This is a genomic window from Otoolea muris, from assembly GCF_943193115.1.
GTDB classification, from domain to species: Bacteria; Bacillota; Clostridia; order Lachnospirales; family Lachnospiraceae; genus Otoolea; species Otoolea muris.
Genome location: NZ_CALPCY010000006.1, coordinates 77,287 through 96,429, shown reverse-complemented (window position 1 = coordinate 96,429; position 19,143 = coordinate 77,287). Strand labels below are relative to the sequence as shown.

The window sequence follows — 19,143 nt, the reverse complement described above, 5'->3', positions numbered from 1 at the left end:
AAATTTTAAACTGAATAAAGCAAATATAAGTAAGGGGATTTTGAATGAATTTTAATAAAACCAGGAAACAGTTAGGATTGTTCGTTATGTGTACCGCTTTTACAATGGCCGGCCATCAGGCGGCTTTTGCCGGCCCGGTGAACGGGATGGAGTGTGAGATGGTGGCAACCGTGGACAGAAGCGGCGTTTCGATTTACGCAGAAGAGGATGAGACATCATCCGTTGTTTCTATGGCGCAGTCAGGCGTTATCTACGATGTCCTGGAGGTGTGTGATGATAACTGGATTAAGGTAGCCTCACAGGGCATGGAGGGCTATGTCAGAGCGGACGGCGGCGTACAATTAATGGAAGTGGACGGGACGGAAGGCGAGTCTGATACGGATATGGGCGGGACGGCTGTCCGCCGGGAGGTTTCAGGCGACGCGCGGCGGCAGGATTTGGTTGATTACGCGCTTCAGTTTGTGGGAGGCCGTTACCGTTACGGCGGGAACGACCCGCATACCGGTGTTGACTGCTCCGGCTTTACGAGATATGTCATGCAGAATGGAGCGGGCGTATCGCTCAGCCGTTCCTCAGGCTCCCAGGCGGCGCAGGGCAGAAGCATCAGCGCAGAGGAGATGAGGCCGGGCGATTTGATTTTTTATGGAAATGGCCGCGGCATCAATCATGTGGCGATGTACATAGGCGATGGACAGGTTGTTCACGCATCAACCGAGCGCACCGGGATCAAGACTTCCCCGTGGAATTACCGCGCGCCGGTTAAGATTGTAGACGTATTGGGATAAGCCGAAAAATTCCTTCGCACAGCGGCGGGACAGGCTGTTTTAAATAACCAAAAATTTCATGCTGCCTCCTGTATATTTAGAGACGAAACCGCCATACTAACGGTGTAGTAAAAAATATTCAGGAGGTAATTTTTATGTCTAGCAGAAACAGCTACAATGATATGGACAACAACAGCTCCAGAAACAGCAGCCAGAACGGCTACCAGAACAGCTCAAAGGACTGCCACAGAAACGGCGGGCAGAACAGCTCTCAGAATAACAGCCAGAACAGTTCTCAGAACAACAGCTCCAGAAACAGCAGCCAGAACAGTTCTCAGAACAACAGTTCCAGAAACAGTTCCCAGAACGATTCTCAGAATTGCGGCTACAGAAATAATTACTAATCAGCCATATCTGAATATGAAAGGGCATTTTCCGCAAAACCCGGAAAATGCCTTTTCGTATGCTGCGCGCAGGAAAACTACAGGCATACATAACAAGATGAAGGGAAAGCGCAGCGCCCGCGGACGTACTTTTGCGCGCTTCAAACCCGGAAAAGGAACATGCTGTGCACAGCCTGAATATAATAAAGAAAACGAGGACAGGAGGCGCCGGGGGATGTATGAAACCATACCGATCCAGCAGTTGGATGAATGGCTGGAGCGGGGCTATACAGGGAGGATTATCGATCTGAGGGATGCAGGGGCCTTTTGCTGCGGGCATATTTACGGAGCAGAGAACTATCCGTTTCATGAGCTGATGCAGAACCCTTCGGTCCTGACCGCACAGGAGCCGCTTTTGTTTTACTGCACAAGGGGAAGCGAAAGCCTCCTTGCCTGTAATTATTACGCGCGGCAGGGATATCAGGTGTATAATGTGGCGAATGGACTGAGTTATTATTGCGGGAAATATCTGACGCTCTAAAATAGATTTTCAGGAAAAGAGAAGATTGACAGGAATAACAAGGTAAATTAGAATAATACTGTTAGAGAGAAAGAGGAAGTAACCGTTCAGGCTGCCTGGACGGTTACTGTGCATGAAAAAAGAGAGGACGGTATATTGGATCGGTTTGAACTGACCGCCCCCTGCCATTTCGGCCTGGAGGCGGTACTGAAGAGAGAGATTACAGATTTGGGATACAGGATCACAGAGGTGGAAAACGGACGCGTGTCCTTTGAGGGGGAGGCAGGAGCGGTCAGCCGCGCGAATGTTTTCCTGCGCACGGCGGAACGCGTGCTTTTGAAGGTGGGAAGCTTTAAGGCCGTGACGTTTGACGAGCTGTTTGAAAAGACGAGGGCGCTTGCCTGGGAGGATTATCTTCCAAAGGATGCGAAATGCTGGGTGAAAAAGGCGTCCTCCATCAACAGTAAGCTGTTCAGCCCGTCGGATATCCAGCGGATCATGAAAAAGGCGATTGCGGGGCGCATGCAGTCAAAATACGGGATGGAGAGGATGCCGGAGACGGGAAGCGAATACCCGCTGCGCGTCTTTTTCCATAAGGATCAGGCGACGGTGGCGCTTGATACGAGCGGGGATTCCCTGCATAAGCGCGGCTACCGCCAGGCATCAGTGAAGGCCCCGATCACGGAGACGCTGGCGGCGGCGCTGATCCTGCTCACCCCATGGCAGAGAGAGCGGATTCTGGTGGATCCGTTTTGCGGAAGCGGGACATTTCCCATTGAAGCGGCGCTGATGGCAGCCGGTATCGCGCCGGGGATGAACCGTTCCTTCCTGGCTGAGGACTGGAACCATCTGATTCCGCGCAAATGCTGGTACGAAGCCATGGACGAGGCGTCGGAGCGCGTGGACGATAAGGCGGAGACGGATATCCAGGGCTATGACATCGACCCCGCGGCGCTTAAGGCGGCCAGGGAGAACGCGAAGCGCGCCGGCGTGGATCGCCTGATCCATTTCCAGCAGCGTCCGGTGCAGGAGCTCAGCCATCCGAAGAAGTACGGCTTCCTGATCTCGAATCCGCCGTACGGGGAGCGGATTGAGGAAAAGAAGAACCTGCCGCAGCTTTACAGGGCGCTTGGGGAGCGCTATAAGGCGCTCGATTCCTGGTCCATGTACCTGATCACCGCCTTTGAGGATGCGGAGCGCTGCATCGGCAGGAAGGCGGATAAGAACCGCAAGATCTACAACGGCATGATGAAGACATATTATTATCAGTTTATGGGGCCAAGGCCGCCAAAAAGAAAAGCGGGAGAGAGCGTTGAGGCGTAGACATGTATATCTGGCGCTTCTGGCGGTTTTAACGGTATGCACGCTGTTAAAAAGCCAGAAGAGGTTTACGTATGAGAGTGTGGAAAAGGGGAGCACGGCGGCATTCTGGCAGCCGGACTGGTTCTCCATTATTTCCGGCGAGATCAACCGGAGACGGATTCATCTGCGTGTGGACGGGCAGGAGATCACGGAAAAACGGTTTCCGGTCAGGATGTCGGCAGAAGGCCATTTCCTGATTCCGCTTCCGCTCCTGGCAAAGGGCTTTTCCTGCTCGGCGCATGTATACGGGGGAAAGCGCCTGGTCATGGAGCGCGGCGTCACCCGGGCGGAGATAGACGAGGGAAGCCGGGAGCTTTCGGTAAACGGAAAAACGGTTTCCCTGGAGACGGAGCTTGTAAAGGAGGACGGCCTTTATTATCTGCCGCTCAGCGCGGTAGAGCAGGCATTTTCATATAAGAGGGACTGGAATGCCGCCGCGAATACGATGGAGCTTACCTATACCGGCCGGGAGACCGGTTATCTGCCGGACCGGTATGACTACCGGGAGGCGGGCCGCGCGCCGCAGGTGAAAAATCAGGGGAGCCTGGGGACGTGCTGGGCCTTTGCCTCCCTGATGGCCCTGGAAAGCCGGCTGCTCCCGGAGCAGAATGTAAGCTTTTCCGAGGATCACATGTCCCTCAGGAACAGCTTCCACATGGATCAGAACGCGGGCGGGGAGTATACGATGTCCATGGCCTATCTCCTGGCCTGGCAGGGGCCGGTCCTGGAGGAGCAGGACGTCTACGGGGACGGCTATTCGCCGCCGGGGCTTAAGCCGGTCTGCCACGTACAGGAGATTCAGGTGCTGCCGTCCAAAGACTATGAGGCCATCAAGCGGGCCGTGTACCTCTACGGGGGCGTACAGAGCTCCCTCTATACGTCCATGGTGACCGGGAAGAGGGATTCGCGCTACTACAACAAATCGCAGGGCGCGTATTATTACAACGGAAATGCAAGGCCCAACCACGATGTGGTGATCATCGGCTGGGACGACGGCTATGCGCGGGAGAATTTCAGCGTCGCGCCCGAGGCGGACGGCGCGTTTATCTGCGCCAATAGCTGGGGCGGCGAGTTCGGGGACGAGGGATATTTCTACGTGTCGTATTACGATGTCAATATCGGCATCCACAACGTCCTGTACTCCCGCGTGGATGAAACGGACCGCTTCCATCACATCTACCAGTCGGATCTGTGCGGATGGGTGGGGCAGCTCGGCTACGGCCGGGAGAATGCGTATTTTGCAAATGTATACACAGCGGGCAGGGGCGAGGAGCTCGCGGCAGCGGGATTTTATGCCACAGGGCCGGACACCTCCTATGAGGTCTATGTCGTGACCGGGTTTGAGGGAAGCGCCCAGCTCGGGCGGCGAAGGCTCATGGCCTCGGGAAAGCTTGAAAGCGCCGGCTTTTATACCATTGATTTCGACAGCCCCGTCGCGCTGGCGGACGGAGAAAAGTTTGCGGTGATTGTCAATATTGCCACGCCCGGCTCCGTGCATCCGGTGGCCATCGAATACAATTCGCCGGATAAGAAGCTTAAGGCTGACATAAGCGACGGGGAAGGCTATATCAGCTTCCGCGGGACTTCGTGGGAGCGGGTGGAGGAGAGCCAGAAGTGCAACGTGTGTCTGAAAGCCTATACAAGAGATCGGGAAAGGGAAGAAAAGCATGAGAGATAAAATCATATTTGCCACGGCAAATGAGGATAAGCTGCGCGAGATCCGGGCGATTATGTCCGGTCTGGACTGTGAGATCATAACCATGAAAGAGGCCGGCTTTGAGGGCGGGATCGCGGAGGACGGGAACACGTTCCGGGAAAACGCGGAGATCAAGGCCCGGGCGGTCTGGGCCGCGACAGGGGGCATTGTGCTCGCGGATGATTCGGGCCTTGTGATTGATTACTTAAACGGCGAGCCGGGCGTATACTCGGCCCGCTATCTGGAGGGAACCCCGTACCCGGAAAAAAACAGGATTTTAATCGAGCGGCTGAAAGACGCCAGGGGAGAGGAGCGCAGCGCCCGTTTCGTGTGCGATATCGCGGCCGTCTTCCCTGACGGGCGCGTGATCCATGCGGAAGCGGCCATGGAGGGCCTGATCGCAGAGACGCCGGCCGGGAGCGGCGGCTTTGGCTATGACCCGATCCTGTACCTGCCGGAATACGGGAAGACCTCGGCCGAGCTTCCCATGGAGGAGAAAAACCGGATAAGCCACAGGGGAAAGGCGCTGAAACGGATGGAGGAACTGCTGAAAAACGTGTTGGAGGAGAGAAGATGAAGATACTGATTGTGAGCGATACGCACCGCCGGGACGGAAATCTCCAGGAGGTGATAGAGAGAACCGCGCCGTTTGACATGCTGATCCATCTGGGGGATGCGGAAGGCAGCGAGGATCGCATCGCGGCGTGGTGCAGGGAGCAGAACGCGGACTGCGAGGTGCATATGATCCTGGGGAACAACGATTTCTTTTCCAGCCTTGAGAGGGAGAAGGAGATTTCGATTGGAAACTATAAAGCGTTTCTGTGCCATGGGCACTTCTACAGCGTTTCCGTGGGATACGAGCGCCTGGTGGACGAGGCGAGGGACCGGGGAGCGCAGATCGCCATGTTCGGACATACCCATAAGCCCTGCCTGGACATGCGCAAAGGTATCACGGTGCTGAACCCGGGCAGCCTCTCCTTCCCGCGCCAGGACGGGAGAAGGCCCAGCTATATGCTGATGGAGATTGACCGGGAGGGGGAGGCGCATTATACGGTGAATTATCTGTAAGGGGGAAATAAGGCAGCCGTTTCAGTTGCCTGCACTGTTATGAAATAAGAGGGGAATGTGAAAAAAACAATACGGAATGATGGGATCCTGTGCGCATTTCCGGCAGTCACATGCATCATCCTGCCGCTCTGTCTTCATGCGGTATTACAGAATTATCTGCGTTCTTTTGGCGGGCCGGCGGCGGGGATGGCGGTTTACAGCCTTATCAGTGTTTTCTATGCCGCTTTATATGGCTTTATGCAGTATTTTTTTATTGAGTGCAATAACAGGTATCATCTTGCCAGTGTGATTGCAGGTATGTTGGAAATGGCGGCCGCTTTTTTTCTGCTTCCGCGGTACTGCAGATTCTGTCAGGAAGCATTCTACGCAAGGGCAGGATGGATTTCCCTGACAACAGCCATGGGTGTTATGCTTTATGGTTATCTTTTTATAAAATCAGTGAAGCGCGGCGGTTCTTTATAGAATCAGGAGACGGGAAAAGGGAACAGAAAAATTTTATACCAGGCATCGGGAGGAGTTATCGTGGCAAGAACCGTCGGAATCGGAATCCAGAGCTTTGAAAAGCTGATAACAGAGCATTGTTTTTATATAGATAAGACCGATTTTATCAGAGAATGGTGGGAAAATAAAGATGATGTGACATTGATTGCCCGCCCCCGGCGTTTTGGGAAAACGTTAAATATGAATATGCTGGAACGCTTTTTTTCGATAGAGTATGCGGGCTGGGGCTCGGTGTTTGAGGGGCTCTCCATATGGAGAGAGGAGAGATACCGCGGGCTCCAGGGCACATATCCTGTGATTATGCTCAGCTTTGCAAGCGTGAAGGAGACAACCTATGAAAATACCCGCAAAAAACTGTGCCATATTATCACGGAGCTGTACAACCGCTATGATTTCCTGTTAGACAGCGAGTGCCTGAATGAAAAGGAAAAGGAATATTACCGGAAAGTTTCAGTCGATATGGAGGATTATACCGCCACAGAGGCTTTGAAGGCCATGTCGGGCTTTCTGATGCGGTATTACGGAAAAAAAGTGATTATTCTGCTTGATGAATATGATACGCCCATGCAGGAAGCTTATGTCTGTGGATACTGGGAAGAGCTGGCGGCTTTTACCAGAAGCCTGTTCAACGCCGCGTTTAAGACGAATCCTTATATGGAGCGGGCTATTATGACTGGAACCACCAGAATCAGCAGAGAGTCTATGTTTTCGGATCTGAATAATCTGGAGGTGGTGACTGCCACATCCGAAAAATATAAAGACCGTTTTGGTTTCACACAGGAGGAAGTGTCCGGGGCGCTGGAGGAATTTTCCCTGGCCGGTCGGGAGGAGGAAGTGAAGCAGTGGTATGACGGTTTTGTTTTCGGCAGCAGGGATGGCATTTATAATCCATGGTCTGTTTTGAATTACCTGGACAAGAAAAAGGCGGGGGCGTACTGGGCCAATACCAGTTCAAACAGCCTGGCAGGAACATTGATCCGCGAGGGCAGCCCGGAGCTCAAAATGGTGATGGAGAAGCTGCTGCAGGGAGAAACACTGCACACGGCTCTTGACGAGCAGATTGTGTTCAGCCAACTGGATCAGGGGGATGAGGCTGTGTGGAGCCTGCTGCTGGCAAGCGGGTATTTAAAGGCTGTGCATGCAGAGCTGAATATGGAGCGCCTGGAAATGGAATATGATCTGAAGCTGACCAATCTGGAGGTACGGTTTATGTTTCTGCAGATGATCAGGGGATGGTTCGGAGGATGCCGCCAGACGCAGAAAGCATTTCTGAAAGCGCTGCTTTCCGATGATCTGGAAGGGATGAACGAATATATGAATGAGGTGTCCTGTGAATTATTCAGCAGCTTTGACACAGGGAAAAAACCTTCCGGCAAAGCGCAGCCGGAGCGGTTTTATCACGGTTTTGTACTGGGACTTATGGTTGATCTGCAGGACAGATATGTGATAACATCGAACAGGGAGAGCGGGTTTGGCAGGTATGATATTATGCTGGAACCAAAGAGGGGCGGGCTGGACGGCTATATCATCGAATTTAAGGTGATCCATACAGAGCGCGGGGAGACGCTGGAGGATGGAGTTAAGTCAGCCCTGAAACAGATTGAGGAGAAACAGTACGAGACTGCGCTCCGGAGCAGGGGGACAGGGCCGGAACGGATTAAAAAGTATGGGTTTGCGTTTGAGGGGCGCAGAGTGCTGATTGGAAAAAATGGGGGAGAACAGGATGGAGCTTTACAGCGGAAGGCCAAAGGATACGAACGGGAGGCTCCCAAGGGAGATCCGAACCTACGATTTCCTTGACAGCCTGGGTATAGAATATAGCAGGACGGATCACGAACCGGCCAATAATATGCAGGCATGCAATGCGATCGACGCGGTTCTGGGAGTGCTGATCTGCAAGAATCTTTTCCTGTGCAACAGGCAGAAGACGAATTACTATCTCCTGATGATGCCGGGGGATAAAAAATTTAAGACAAAAGAGCTGTCGGGACAGATAAATTCGGCAAGGCTGTCGTTTGCCGATCCGGAGGATATGTTAAAGTATCTTGATATCGAGCCGGGAGCGGTGAGCATCATGGGGCTGATGAACGATAAAGGATGCGGGGTGCAGCTTCTTATCGACGAGGATGTGCTGAAAGGCGAATATCTGGGATGCCACCCCTGCGTGTGTACATCCAGCCTGAAGATGAGGACACAGGATGTGACGCAGAAGTTTCTTCCCGCTACGGGGCACGGATACAGAACCGTCCGCTTAACGGGCGGGGACTGACATGTACTTTCGGAAGCTCACAGAATCAGGCGCGGCGGGATTTCGAGAGTACATTTGACAGGAAGGTGTAATCATAAAGATATCTGTCTTGAAGCCCCTGCGCCTTCCGGCGTTTGATACGCTCCATGCGTTCCCTCCGTTCCTCCATGGCTTTCCGTTCTTCCTTCTTTTTGTCGGCGTTCACACAGCGCCGGATTGTGGCGGCATGGTTTTTATAGCCTTTTCCGCTGGATTCCATATACTCGGACAGCCGTTCAATGTACTGTTCCCAAAAAGAGGGGAGTTCCGCCAGTTCTGCAGAAGATAGAAATACATTCCGGTATCTCCAGTGACGTTTTGTAAAGGACTTTTTAATCAAATTCACAGAAAATATACATTTCAGGGAAAAAAATAAGGCCGGGAACTTGTTTTTAGATTCCCGGCCTACGGTTTTACTATGCTGTCCGTTCTGCTTTCAGTTTTTTCACTTCGTCAAGTGGAAGTCCTGCGTATTCCGCAATTTTTTCAAGTGTCAATATTCCATCTGTCAACATTCTTTTAGCAGTATTTATTGCCCCTTCTTTTATGCCCTCTTGTAAAGATTCTTTTCTCATATCCTCCATGACTTTGCACATGATTAAAATGCCCTCCTTACTTTCCTTGAAAAAACGAACTCTGTCTGCCAGTGTCGTATAATACATATCTGCCGCATTAGTACATGAAAAATCATGCATGAGTTTTCCGATTGGCGTATCTCCACGGTAAGCGCCATTTACATACAGTATGTGCGAACCGTCCTCAAATCTTTCCCCGGTTCCTAAAAAGCACCTCTCAATCGGATAGAGCGGCAGCCCTTTTCCCATTACGTCATTTTCTGTGATAAAGATTACCCACGTTTCCGGCAGCTTATCGAAGTCCTCGCCTTTTTTCAAAAGGTTTGCGTCCATCATGCCGCTGTTGTACCTTGCTCTTTTTCTCCCGGCTCCTTTGTCGGAGCGCTGTACCTCCACATTCAGTTTTGCCCCTGTGCTGTCCGTAGCCAGGATATCCAGCTTTACCGAACGGTTCAGCAGGTTCTCCACAAATACCTGGGTGCGGACATCCAGCGCCTTTAAATCCGGTTTTTCCAGCACAATCTGCAATACCAGTTCTATGCTTGCCGTATCTCCCTCAAAACACTTTGTGAGGAAATCATCATCAATCAGGCGAAAGCCTTTCAGCCTCTGTAAATCTTCCTGATGTTTCTGGTCTATCTGCTGCGTCACTGTCAATCTTCCCACCTGCTTTCCCTTCTGTTTTCGTATCTCCATACTACCATAAACCTCCTGATTTTACAAGCCGGGAGCCAGCGCATTTCTGAATCCCGGCCTGTTTCCGTTATCGCTTTTTTACATCTGCTGTATCTCATTTTTCAGCATACGCTTGATTTTCTCGCTACCCATAAATTCCCTTTTTCATGCAATTAAACTTTGTTATCCCTTACTCACAATCGCATGATTCCGGCTTTTAACCTCCCCCTCTGGTACTGTATAGTTAGTAACAGTATGTGACCGAAACGGACACACCAAAAGAAAAGGCGGCTGCCTGCCTTTTTCAGCCCGCAACCGCCTTTTCTTTACCATTCAATATCACTATCTTTCACATATTCCCCTCTGTCTATTCTCTGCTCTGCCGCTTCCAGCCGCTTCCGCTCTTCCGGCGTCAGCTTTGTAAAATCCGGGTCCCAGGCAAGCACCAGACGCTTGATAAGCTGGCTTGCAAGTTCCTGTTCGCTCTCTGGAAGCATTTCCAGCATTTTGACCGATTCCTGAATTACCTGTGTCATGCTCTCAACCTCCATTCTATTTATAAATATCTCCGCGGCTCCCGATCTCCATAACAATCAGATGTACTCTCGGAATCTCTCTGCGCCTGCTTTTGCGGCTGATTTTCCGCCAGATGCACCCAAATTTAATCAACGTACGCTCCACGTACGCCTCATAAATTTGTGCACATCTGACAAAAAATCATCTCACAAAATCAGGCGCAGCGAGATTCCGAGAGTACATTCAGTATTTCTATTTCTCCGTCCTGCGTATACCGATAAATCACGCGATATTTCCCAACCCTCAAACGGTGTCTGCCGTCTTTATAGCCCTGCATTGGCCTTATATCGCCTTTGGGCGGCTTCTGTGTCAGCCCTTTGATTGCGTCCCTTATGGAATCCCTTAATTTCTGCGGAAGCCCCTGCAGATACTTGACCGCCGCTTTATCATACCTGATTTCCATGTACCCCGCTTTTGTTCTTTCACTTGATTATTCCTCTTTCCATGTCAGTTCTTCCCCAGTATCCCTTTTATATTTTTCCTTTATGGCTTCCACTACATAACTGTTATAAGAAGAATAGCCCTGCTCTTTTGCTATCTCTTTCATACGCGCCTTAAATCCTTTTGGAACCGCCAGTTCCGCCCTGTCATAATTTTTATCACGGTATCGGTTTTTTGCCGCCGTTGCCGCCGGCCCCCTGGGTATTGTCCACTTTTTTTCCTGCGTCTGCTGTTCTGCCATTCCTCAATCTCCGTTTCTTTTTAATGTACTCTCGGAATCTCTCTGCGCCTGCTTTTGCGGCTGATTTTCCGCCAGATGCACCCAAATTTAATCAACGTACGCTCCACGTACGCCTCATAAATTTGTGCACATCTGACAAAAAATCATCTCACAAAATCAGGCACAGCGAGATTCCGAGAGTACATTTTATAGCTTATTGTATCACATTCTTTCTACTTACGGAAGTATGCAAAATGCACAAATCTACGGTTCAGATAGTAATGGGTTTAGAATCTGACGCCGGCGCCCTCCCGCGACAAACTCCCCCCGCAGCCGTTCACTTCGCTTAGCTAAATCGGATTCTGTTAATTTTTTAACATCTGTCTTGTCACATGAAAAGATATATGCTATACTGTTGCCAGAAAAAACGCCGGAAAAGGAAGCGCCGCAGGCGCATTCCCCACACCCGGCAGAATAGAGGGCAGCATGACAAAACAGGAGGAAATACAGAGATTAAAGGCAGAGAAAGACGCGGCTATTCTGGCGCATTTTTATGTGGCGCCGGAGATCCAGGAGGCGGCGGATTACATAGGGGATTCCTTTAAACTGAGCAGGATTGCAAAGGATCTCCCCAATCAGACGATTGTTTTCTGCGGCGTGTCATTTATGGGAGAGAGCGGTAAGCTTTTGAGTCCGGGAAAACGCATACTGATGCCGGCGCCGGACGCGGACTGTCCGATGGCCCATATGGTAACCAGACAGGAGGTGGAGCGCGCCAGAAAGCAGTACCCGGATCTGGCGGTTGTCTGCTATGTCAACTCCACCGCGGAGATCAAATCCTGGTCGGATGTGTGCGTGACATCCGCCAATGCGGTGAAGATTGTGAAAAATCTGCCGAACCGGAATATTCTCTTTATTCCGGATAAAAACCTGGGGCGTTTTGTGGCGGGGCAGGTTCCGGAAAAGAATGTGATGCTGGTAAATGGCTTCTGCCCGATCCATGAGGGGATGAAGGCGCAGGAGATAGAGGCTCTTAAGAAAGAGCGCCCCAAAGCAGAGGTGCTTGCCCATCCGGAATGCAATGAGGGCGTGCTTGCCATGGCGGATTACATCGGCTCAACGAGCGGGATCCTCGCGTATGCAAAGGAGAGCGGCGCGGAGGAATTTATCATCGGAACCGAGATCGGCGTCCTGCACGAACTGAAGAAGCAGAATCCGGGCAAGCGCTTTTTTGTTCCGGCCACGCCCCCGGTCTGTCATGATATGAAGAAAATCACGCTGGATCAGATCATCCGCGTATTAAAGACAGGGGATCATGAGGCGAGTGTGGACGGGCAGTACGCGGACCGGGCCGGGGCGGGCCTTTCCAGGATGCTGGAGCTGGCGGGCCGGTAAAAGAGAGCAGTCCAGGAGAGCAGTCCTTAAGAGCGGGGCGGTAAGAGTCAGGCGGAACGGCCGTCTGGCCAGGCAGGCCGGGCCAGAGCGCGAAAGGCGCAGGGACTTTCCGGACAGGAGGACGCAGGAAGGCGCATAAGCCGATGCGGCGAAGGAGATAAGATGACAAGGGATATTTATGTGGATGTGGCCATTGCCGGGTGCGGGGTGGCGGGCCTTTACACGGCCTTACATCTGCCAAGGGAAATGCGGGTTCTGCTCATCTGCAAGGAGGGCATGGAAGAGTGCGATTCCATGCTGGCGCAGGGCGGGATCTGTGTGATGCGGGATGAGGCGGATTACGATTCATATTTTGAGGATACGATGCGCGCGGGGCATTATGAAAACCGTCGGGAGAGCGTGGATATCATGATCCGCGCAAGCCGCGGGGTGATTGACCGGCTTTTAAGCTTTGGCGTTGAGTTTGACAAAACCCCCGACGGCAGTTTACAATATACAAAAGAGGGCGCGCACTCCAGGCCCCGGATCTGTTTTCACGAGGACATTACGGGAAAAGCGATCACGCAGACGTTGCAGCGCCATGTAAAGCGCCTTCCCAACGCGGCGATCCTGGAATACACGACGATGACGGATATTCTGGAGGAAAATGGGATCTGTACGGGGATGACGGCGCGGACAAGAGACGGCGGGCTCTTACGGATCCACGCGCAGGATACGGTGATGGCGACCGGAGGCATAGGGGGGCTGTTTGAGCGATCAACCAATTTTCCGAGCCTGACGGGCGACGCGCTGCGTGTGGCAAAGGGGCATGGGATCCGCCTGGAGCACCTGGATTATATCCAGATCCACCCCACCAGCCTGTATACGGAGAAGCCGGGAAGAAGCTTTCTGATTTCCGAGTCGGCCAGGGGCGAGGGTGCGGTTCTGCTGAACCAGAAGAGGGAGCGCTTTGTTGACGAGCTTCTCCCGAGAGATGTGGTGACGCAGGGGATCGAGCGGCAGATGAAGGAGGAGAACAGCCGTTATGTCTGGCTGTCGTTTGCGTCAGTGCCGCAGGAGACGATCCGGAGCCATTTTCCCAACATATATAAGAGATGCCTTGAAGAAGGCTATGATATTACAAGGGAGCCGATCCCGGTCGTCCCGGCCCAGCACTATTTTATGGGCGGAATCTATGTGGACAGCGAGTCCAGGACTACCATGGAGCATCTGTATGCGGTCGGGGAGACGAGCTGCAACGGGGTGCACGGGAAAAACCGGCTGGCCAGCAACAGCCTGCTGGAAAGCCTTGTATTTGCAGAGAGGGCGGCCGTCTCGATCGCGGCCGCCCGGAAAGAGGAGGTATCATATGAACCCGATTACCATGCTGCTTGCGGCTGATAAATATATCCGTCTTGCGCTGGAGGAAGACATCAACAGCGAGGATGTGTCCACAAACGCCGTTATGCCGGAGTACAGGAAGGGAGAGGTGCAGCTTATCTGTAAGGAGGACGGCATCATCGCCGGGCTTCCCGTATTCGGCCGTGTGTTTACCATGCTGGATCCGGACACAAAGATTGCGTATGACGTAAAAGACGGCGACGCGGTGAAAAAAGGCCAGCATCTTGCCGCCGTGACAGGAGATATCAGGGTCCTTCTTTCCGGAGAGCGCACGGCGCTCAATTATCTGCAGCGCTTAAGCGGAATCGCGACCTATACAAACACAGTGGCAAAGCTTCTGGAGGGGACGAAAACCACGCTCCTGGACACAAGGAAAACCACGCCCTGCATGAGGATATTTGAAAAATACGCGGTGAAGGTGGGCGGCGGCTCGAACCACCGCTACAACCTGTCAGACGGCGTCCTGCTCAAGGACAATCACATCGACGCCGCCGGAGGCGTAAAAGAGGCCGTGGAGGCCGCCAGGGCGTATGCGCCGTTTGTCCGGAGGATCGAGGTGGAAACAGAGAATCTTGACATGGTGCGGGAGGCCGTGGAGGCCGGGGCGGATATTATCATGCTGGACAATATGACGCCGGAGGAGATGGCGGAGGCGATCCGCATCATCGGCGGCCGCGCCCGGACCGAGTGCTCAGGCAATATAACAAAAGAAAACATCAAAACCATTATCAGCCTGGGCGTTGACTATGTATCCAGCGGCGCGCTGACCCACTCCGCGCCGATTCTGGATATCAGCCTGAAGCATCTGCGGGCATTTTCATAAAAAGCCGCCGGAAAGGGCCGCGCATAGTTTTAAAGATCTGGCTTCATGTACTCCCGGAATCCCACAAAATCAGGCGCAGGGAGATTTCGGGAGCACATTTTCAGAGAAAGGGGGATGGCAGATGGAAACAGCGATGACCGGAGCGGATCGCAGGAAGAGGATTCTGGCAATGATGAGGCAGTCTGCAAAGCCCCTGTCAGGCGGCGCGCTTGGCAGGGAGACCGGCGTGAGCCGTCAGGTGGTGGTGCAGGATATCGCGCTGCTCAGGACCGAAGGCCATCCCATCGTGGCTACTGCCAGGGGTTATATTTTAGACGAGCCGAAGCATGCGGTACGCCTGTTTAAGGTATTTCACACAAATGAACAGACCGGGGAAGAGCTGAAATCCATCGTGGATCTGGGAGGCTGCGTGCTGGATGTGGCTGTCAACCACCGCGTTTACGGGAAGATGTCGGCTCCGCTGAATATCAAAAACCGCCGGGATGTGCAGGTCTTTCTGGAGCAGCTAAAGAGCGGAAAATCTATCCCGCTGATGAATATTACCTCCGGCTATCATTTCCACAGAGTCAGCGCTGAGGAGGAGGAGATATTGGACGAGATCGAGGAGATGCTTCGGGAGAGGCATTTCCTGACCGAATTCATGCCGTATGAACAGGAGGGGTGAAGCGCGGGCTGCGTTATCAGCGGCCCTCTCACGACAAACAACGCTCCGCAATCCGGTATCAAAGGGGTCAAAAGACCTTTTGACCCCGACATCTTACCATTGACATGTGAAGAGTAATGGATATTTTACAAATGTAAACAATAAATAAAAATAAGTTGACAATTTACCCATGTTGCGCTATCATCATGAAAGAAACCATATTTGTTAATTCTGAGGTGATGCACAACATGGGTAAAGCGCTCTTTATTGCCGGAACCGGGACGGATGTCGGGAAAACGTACGCAGCCGGCCTGATTGTAAAAAAGCTTAGCCAGAGCGGCGCTTCTGCGGCTTACTATAAAGCGGCTGTGAGCGGAAACGTCCGGGGCGGGGACGGGAAGCTGATTCCGGGCGACGCTCTCTATGTAAAGACAATTTCAGGGATCTGCCAGCCGCTTGAGCAGATGTGTCCCTATGTCTATGAGCATGCGGTTTCCCCGCATCTGGCGGCCGGGATGGAGGGAAATCCGGTCCGGATGGATCGCGTGCTTGCTCTGTTTAAAGAGCTCTGCGGGACATATGAGTATGTGACCATGGAGGGCTCCGGAGGGATTCTGTGCCCGATACGCTTTGACGGGACGGAGATCTGGCTTGCGGATATCGTGAAAGCCTGCGGGGCGGGCTGCCTCCTTGTGGCGGACGCCGGCCTGGGGGCTATCAATGCGGCGGGCCTGACTGCTTTCTATATGAGGGAAAAGGGGATCCCCCTGAAAGGGATTATATTGAACCATTTCCGGCCGGGGGACGGGCTGCACGAGGATAACCGGAAGATGTGCGAGTATGTGACAGGAGTAAAGGTCGCAGCCTGCATAAAAGACGGCGACCGGGATCTGGAGCTTTCAGGAGACTGCTTAAAATCGCTGTATGAGGAGGTGCTGCAATGATCTGGTATCCGTATGAGCAGATGAAAACGATGAGGGCGCCTTACGAGATCGTGGATGCAGAGGGCGTTTATCTGTATACCAGGGAGAAAAAGCTGATAGACTCTGTGTCCTCCTGGTGGAGCGTGATCCATGGCTACAAGCACCCGGAGCTCAACCGGGCGCTTATTTCGCAGGCGGAAAAATTTTCTCACGTCATGCTCGGGGGACTGACCCATGAACCTGTAAAGCGGCTTTCGCAAAAGCTTGCAGACTGGCTTCCCGGGGATCTGGACTATACGTTTTTCTCGGATTCCGGAAGCGTGGCCGTGGAGGTGGCGCTGAAAATGGCGCTTCAGTATTATATGAACCGCGGGGAAACGGAGCGCACGATGATCCTGGCCCTTGAGCATGCCTACCACGGAGACACGTTTAAAACCATGGAGGCGGGCGACGACGAGGATTATCACTTCGTGCTGAAGGCGTACGGGCCCAGCCGCTATGTCGTACATATCCCAACTGAAATAAAAGCCCTGGAGCAGGCGTTTGAGGCATACCATGGCCGGCTCAACTGCCTGCTTGTGGAACCGCTTCTCCAGGGGGCGGGAGGCATGCGCATGTATGATGTCTCCTTCTTAAAGCGCGCCAGGGAGCTCTGCGACCGATACGGAGTGCTCCTGATCTTCGACGAGGTGGCCACAGGCTTTGGACGCACAGGGAATCGCTTCGTATCGGATCTGGTGCTGCCGGATATCCTGGTTCTCGGAAAAGCGCTGACCGGAGGCTATATCGGCCACGCGGCGACGGTAGCGAGGAAAAGGGTGTTTGACGGCTTCTACGACGAGCACCCGGAGCACGCGCTGATGCACGGCCCGACCTTCATGGGAAATGCCCTTGCGTGCAGCGTGGCGCTCAAATCCATCGAGCTCTTTGAAACAGGGGACTACATGTCAAAGATCAAAAGAATTGAAGCAGTCACGCGCCGGGAGATGGAGGGCTTTACGGATCCGCGCATCCGCGAGATCCGGATCATGGGCGGGTGCGTCTGCGCAGAAGTGACGGATGCATCTGTGCTCAAAGGGTATCAGCAGTTTGCCTTTGAAAGAGGCGTGTTCAGCCGCCCGTTCCTCAACTGCCTGTATGCGATGGTTCCTTATGTGATCCGGGAAGAAGAGCTGGTAAAGGTGCTGGATACCATGAAAGCGTGGTTTCGGGTTTAACTGCGGCAACCGTTTGCTTCTCTTAAACTGTAACGCTTTTTGTTAGGTATGCCATTCTTCAAAGAGCCAGAGAATCAAAGCATTCCTCAATTTATGACATACCTAACTTGAATTCGTTACAGCTTAAAATTACCATTAGCTTAGTGTTATCTGAACTGTTACACGGACCGCGAAAAAAACAGAACAGATGAATTCGCAAAAATATGCTTGACAGCAGAGGAGATTTAGTATATACTACCTTTGCTGTCAATCAATCCGGTCAGGCCGATTCGACAGCATACAAAGTGAATATGAGTCTGTAGCTCAGTTGGATAGAGCAACGGCCTTCTAAGCCGTGGGTCGGGGGTTCGAATCCCTTCAGGCTCGTTGAATCTGCAGGAAGACTGCCTCAGATTCATTGAATGTGGTGGGTATAGCGCAGCTGGTTAGCGCGCCAGATTGTGGCTCTGGAGGCCTAGGGTTCGAATCCCTATATCCACCTTTTTTTTCTGATTATACGGGAGATTGTATAGTGAGAAAGCCCTCCGGGCGGGATCGCGTCACGGCGGATCGATGTCGCTTAGGCGGCCTTTTCTATTGCTGATGGGCTATCGCCAAGCGGTAAGGCACAGGACTTTGACTCCTGCATTCGTTGGTTCAAATCCAACTAGCCCAGTTGAATAAGGGGTATTAGCTCAGTCGGCAGAGCACTTGACTTTTAATCAAGTTGTCCGGGGTTCGAATCCCCGATGCCTCATGGTATGGAAAGCCTTGTAAACATAGATTTTTTCTGTGCTTACGGAGGCTTTTCGTTTTCTATTTGACAAAATTGCAGGCGATCTTTATAATAAAACCAGAGGCAGAGAGGATGTGGAATATGAACTTTTTCAGAAAGCTGGAACGGAAGTTTGGTAAATACGCGATTCCGAATCTGATGTATTATATTGTCGGGCTGTACATCGTCGGCCTTGCGGTTCATCTTGTGAATCCGATGATTTATTATATGTATTTATCGCTGGACGCGGGGGCTGTTCTGCACGGCCAGGTCTGGCGGCTGGCGACGTTTCTGATCTGTCCGCCTTCTTCAGGCATATTTTTTAACCTGATTGCCCTGTACCTTTACTATTCCCTTGGATCCACGCTGGAGCAGGTATGGGGGACATTCCGTTTTAACGTCTACTTTTTTATGGGTGTGCTGGGGCACATCGCGGCAGCGTTTATCATCTATGCGCTGTCAGGCGTTTCTTATCCGATGAGTACCTATTACCTGAATGAATCGCTGTTCCTGGCCTTTGCCGCCACCTTCCCGCAGACGCAGTTCTGGGTGATGGGCATACTGCCTATCAAGGCAAAGTGGCTGGGGATCTTTGTCGGCGCGCAGTTCCTTTATGATTTCATCGTGGGAGGCATGGCGGCGAGGCTCAGTATCGGCTTGGCGCTGCTCAATTTTGTCGTGTTCTTCCTGATAACGAGGAACTATACGTCCGTGAGTCCCAGGGAGCTGAAGAGGAAGCGGGCTTTTAAGTCAGAGGTAAAGCGGGCGAAGATCCAGAAGATCGCGCTCAGCCATCATAAATGCGCAGTCTGCGGCCGCACGGAAAAGGATGACCCGAATCTGGAGTTCCGCTATTGCTCGAAGTGTGCGGGCGGGCTGGAATACTGCATGGATCATTTGTATACGCATAAGCATGTGACAGAAGAAGATTTGTAGGGAC

Annotated in this window: 21 protein-coding genes, 4 tRNA genes and 2 pseudogenes; 21 read left to right on the top strand and 6 right to left on the bottom strand. The window is 52.5% G+C overall.

Annotation, left to right across the window (positions count from 1 at the left end):
* Positions 1–44: 44 nt before the first annotated feature.
* From NFS31_RS06040 to NFS31_RS05995, 10 genes are all read left to right on the top strand, one after another.
* Positions 45–785 (top strand): C40 family peptidase, encoded by a 741-nt coding sequence (locus tag NFS31_RS06040; protein ID WP_251492608.1) that lies wholly within the window; start codon positions 45–47, stop codon positions 783–785.
* A gap of 134 nt (positions 786–919) precedes the next feature.
* Positions 920–1,168, top strand: coding sequence for a hypothetical protein (locus tag NFS31_RS06035; protein WP_251492606.1), 249 nt, complete (start codon positions 920–922; stop codon positions 1,166–1,168).
* 214 nt (positions 1,169–1,382) lie between these two features.
* A complete protein-coding gene (locus NFS31_RS06030; protein WP_251492604.1) occupies positions 1,383–1,688 on the top strand; it encodes a rhodanese-like domain-containing protein in 306 nt (101 codons plus the stop codon).
* A 135-nt stretch (positions 1,689–1,823) separates the two neighbouring features.
* The gene (locus NFS31_RS06025) at positions 1,824–2,990 is read left to right on the top strand and encodes a THUMP domain-containing class I SAM-dependent RNA methyltransferase (RefSeq protein WP_251492674.1); all 1,167 of its coding nucleotides are present in this window, start codon (positions 1,824–1,826) and stop codon (positions 2,988–2,990) included.
* The gene (locus NFS31_RS06020; RefSeq protein ID WP_251492602.1) at positions 2,980–4,707 is read left to right on the top strand and encodes a lectin like domain-containing protein; all 1,728 of its coding nucleotides are present in this window, start codon (positions 2,980–2,982) and stop codon (positions 4,705–4,707) included. The genes NFS31_RS06025 and NFS31_RS06020 overlap by 11 nt, the downstream gene beginning before the upstream one ends.
* A complete protein-coding gene (gene rdgB, locus NFS31_RS06015) occupies positions 4,697–5,302 on the top strand; it encodes an RdgB/HAM1 family non-canonical purine NTP pyrophosphatase (protein ID WP_251492600.1) in 606 nt (201 codons plus the stop codon). Before NFS31_RS06020 ends, rdgB begins: the two co-directional genes overlap by 11 nt.
* Positions 5,299–5,793 carry a metallophosphoesterase family protein gene (locus NFS31_RS06010; protein WP_251492598.1) on the top strand — a complete coding sequence of 165 codons (495 nt, stop codon included), beginning with the start codon at positions 5,299–5,301 and terminating at the stop codon, positions 5,791–5,793. Before rdgB ends, NFS31_RS06010 begins: the two co-directional genes overlap by 4 nt.
* 57 nt (positions 5,794–5,850) lie before the next feature.
* On the top strand, positions 5,851–6,255 hold the full coding sequence (locus NFS31_RS06005; RefSeq protein ID WP_251492596.1) for a hypothetical protein: 405 nt from the start codon (positions 5,851–5,853) through the stop codon (positions 6,253–6,255).
* Between the two features lie 60 nt (positions 6,256–6,315).
* The gene (locus NFS31_RS06000; protein WP_251492594.1) at positions 6,316–8,094 is read left to right on the top strand and encodes an AAA family ATPase; all 1,779 of its coding nucleotides are present in this window, start codon (positions 6,316–6,318) and stop codon (positions 8,092–8,094) included.
* On the top strand, positions 8,018–8,563 hold the full coding sequence (locus tag NFS31_RS05995) for a prolyl-tRNA synthetase associated domain-containing protein (RefSeq protein WP_251492592.1): 546 nt from the start codon (positions 8,018–8,020) through the stop codon (positions 8,561–8,563). The genes NFS31_RS06000 and NFS31_RS05995 overlap by 77 nt, the downstream gene beginning before the upstream one ends.
* A gap of 52 nt (positions 8,564–8,615) precedes the next feature.
* Here NFS31_RS05995 and NFS31_RS28225 read toward each other — a convergent pair.
* The 6 genes and pseudogenes from NFS31_RS28225 to NFS31_RS05965 all read right to left on the bottom strand — a co-directional run.
* Positions 8,616–8,726 (bottom strand): annotated as a pseudogene (locus NFS31_RS28225) (ATP-binding protein); the annotation flags it as partial.
* Positions 8,712–8,888: pseudogene (locus NFS31_RS05985) on the bottom strand (phage replisome organizer N-terminal domain-containing protein); the annotation flags it as partial. The pseudogenes NFS31_RS28225 and NFS31_RS05985, both read right to left, overlap by 15 nt.
* A gap of 109 nt (positions 8,889–8,997) precedes the next feature.
* Positions 8,998–9,852 carry a PD-(D/E)XK nuclease family transposase gene (locus NFS31_RS05980; RefSeq protein WP_251492590.1) on the bottom strand — a complete coding sequence of 285 codons (855 nt, stop codon included), beginning with the start codon at positions 9,850–9,852 and terminating at the stop codon, positions 8,998–9,000.
* Between the two features lie 305 nt (positions 9,853–10,157).
* Entirely contained in the window at positions 10,158–10,367 is a 210-nt protein-coding gene (locus NFS31_RS05975) for a hypothetical protein (protein ID WP_251492589.1), read from the bottom strand.
* A 194-nt stretch (positions 10,368–10,561) separates the two neighbouring features.
* Positions 10,562–10,810, bottom strand: a complete 249-nt coding sequence (locus NFS31_RS05970; protein ID WP_251492587.1) for a type II toxin-antitoxin system RelE family toxin — start codon at positions 10,808–10,810, stop codon at positions 10,562–10,564.
* 27 nt (positions 10,811–10,837) lie between these two features.
* On the bottom strand, positions 10,838–11,089 hold the full coding sequence (locus tag NFS31_RS05965; RefSeq protein WP_251492585.1) for a hypothetical protein: 252 nt from the start codon (positions 11,087–11,089) through the stop codon (positions 10,838–10,840).
* Positions 11,090–11,554: 465 nt separating this feature from the next.
* Here NFS31_RS05965 and nadA point away from each other — a divergent pair, with 465 nt between their 5' ends.
* The 11 genes from nadA (at position 11,555) to NFS31_RS05910 (ending at position 19,139) form a co-directional block, all read left to right on the top strand.
* Positions 11,555–12,463 carry a quinolinate synthase NadA gene (gene nadA / locus NFS31_RS05960; RefSeq protein WP_251492583.1) on the top strand — a complete coding sequence of 303 codons (909 nt, stop codon included), beginning with the start codon at positions 11,555–11,557 and terminating at the stop codon, positions 12,461–12,463.
* Positions 12,464–12,625: 162 nt separating this feature from the next.
* Complete coding sequence (locus NFS31_RS05955) at positions 12,626–13,843, top strand: L-aspartate oxidase (RefSeq protein WP_251492581.1); 1,218 nt, start codon at positions 12,626–12,628, stop codon at positions 13,841–13,843.
* On the top strand, positions 13,812–14,666 hold the full coding sequence (gene nadC / locus NFS31_RS05950) for a carboxylating nicotinate-nucleotide diphosphorylase (RefSeq protein WP_251492579.1): 855 nt from the start codon (positions 13,812–13,814) through the stop codon (positions 14,664–14,666). Before NFS31_RS05955 ends, nadC begins: the two co-directional genes overlap by 32 nt.
* Before the next feature lie 121 nt (positions 14,667–14,787).
* Positions 14,788–15,330: a transcription repressor NadR gene (locus NFS31_RS05945; protein ID WP_251492577.1), complete on the top strand. Its 543-nt coding sequence runs from the start codon at positions 14,788–14,790 to the stop codon at positions 15,328–15,330.
* Positions 15,331–15,557: 227 nt separating this feature from the next.
* A complete protein-coding gene (gene bioD, locus NFS31_RS05940; protein WP_251492575.1) occupies positions 15,558–16,253 on the top strand; it encodes a dethiobiotin synthase in 696 nt (231 codons plus the stop codon).
* Positions 16,250–17,449 (top strand): adenosylmethionine--8-amino-7-oxononanoate transaminase, encoded by a 1,200-nt coding sequence (gene bioA, locus NFS31_RS05935; protein ID WP_251492574.1) that lies wholly within the window; start codon positions 16,250–16,252, stop codon positions 17,447–17,449. Before bioD ends, bioA begins: the two co-directional genes overlap by 4 nt.
* Positions 17,450–17,741: 292 nt before the next feature.
* Positions 17,742–17,815: transfer RNA gene (locus NFS31_RS05930), tRNA-Arg, on the top strand.
* Between the two features lie 40 nt (positions 17,816–17,855).
* Positions 17,856–17,929: transfer RNA gene (locus NFS31_RS05925), tRNA-His, on the top strand.
* A gap of 103 nt (positions 17,930–18,032) precedes the next feature.
* Positions 18,033–18,104, top strand: a tRNA-Gln gene (locus NFS31_RS05920).
* Positions 18,105–18,112: 8 nt separating this feature from the next.
* Positions 18,113–18,185: transfer RNA gene (locus NFS31_RS05915), tRNA-Lys, on the top strand.
* Between the two features lie 120 nt (positions 18,186–18,305).
* Positions 18,306–19,139, top strand: coding sequence for a rhomboid family protein (locus tag NFS31_RS05910; RefSeq protein WP_251492572.1), 834 nt, complete (start codon positions 18,306–18,308; stop codon positions 19,137–19,139).
* Positions 19,140–19,143 lie beyond the last annotated feature (4 nt).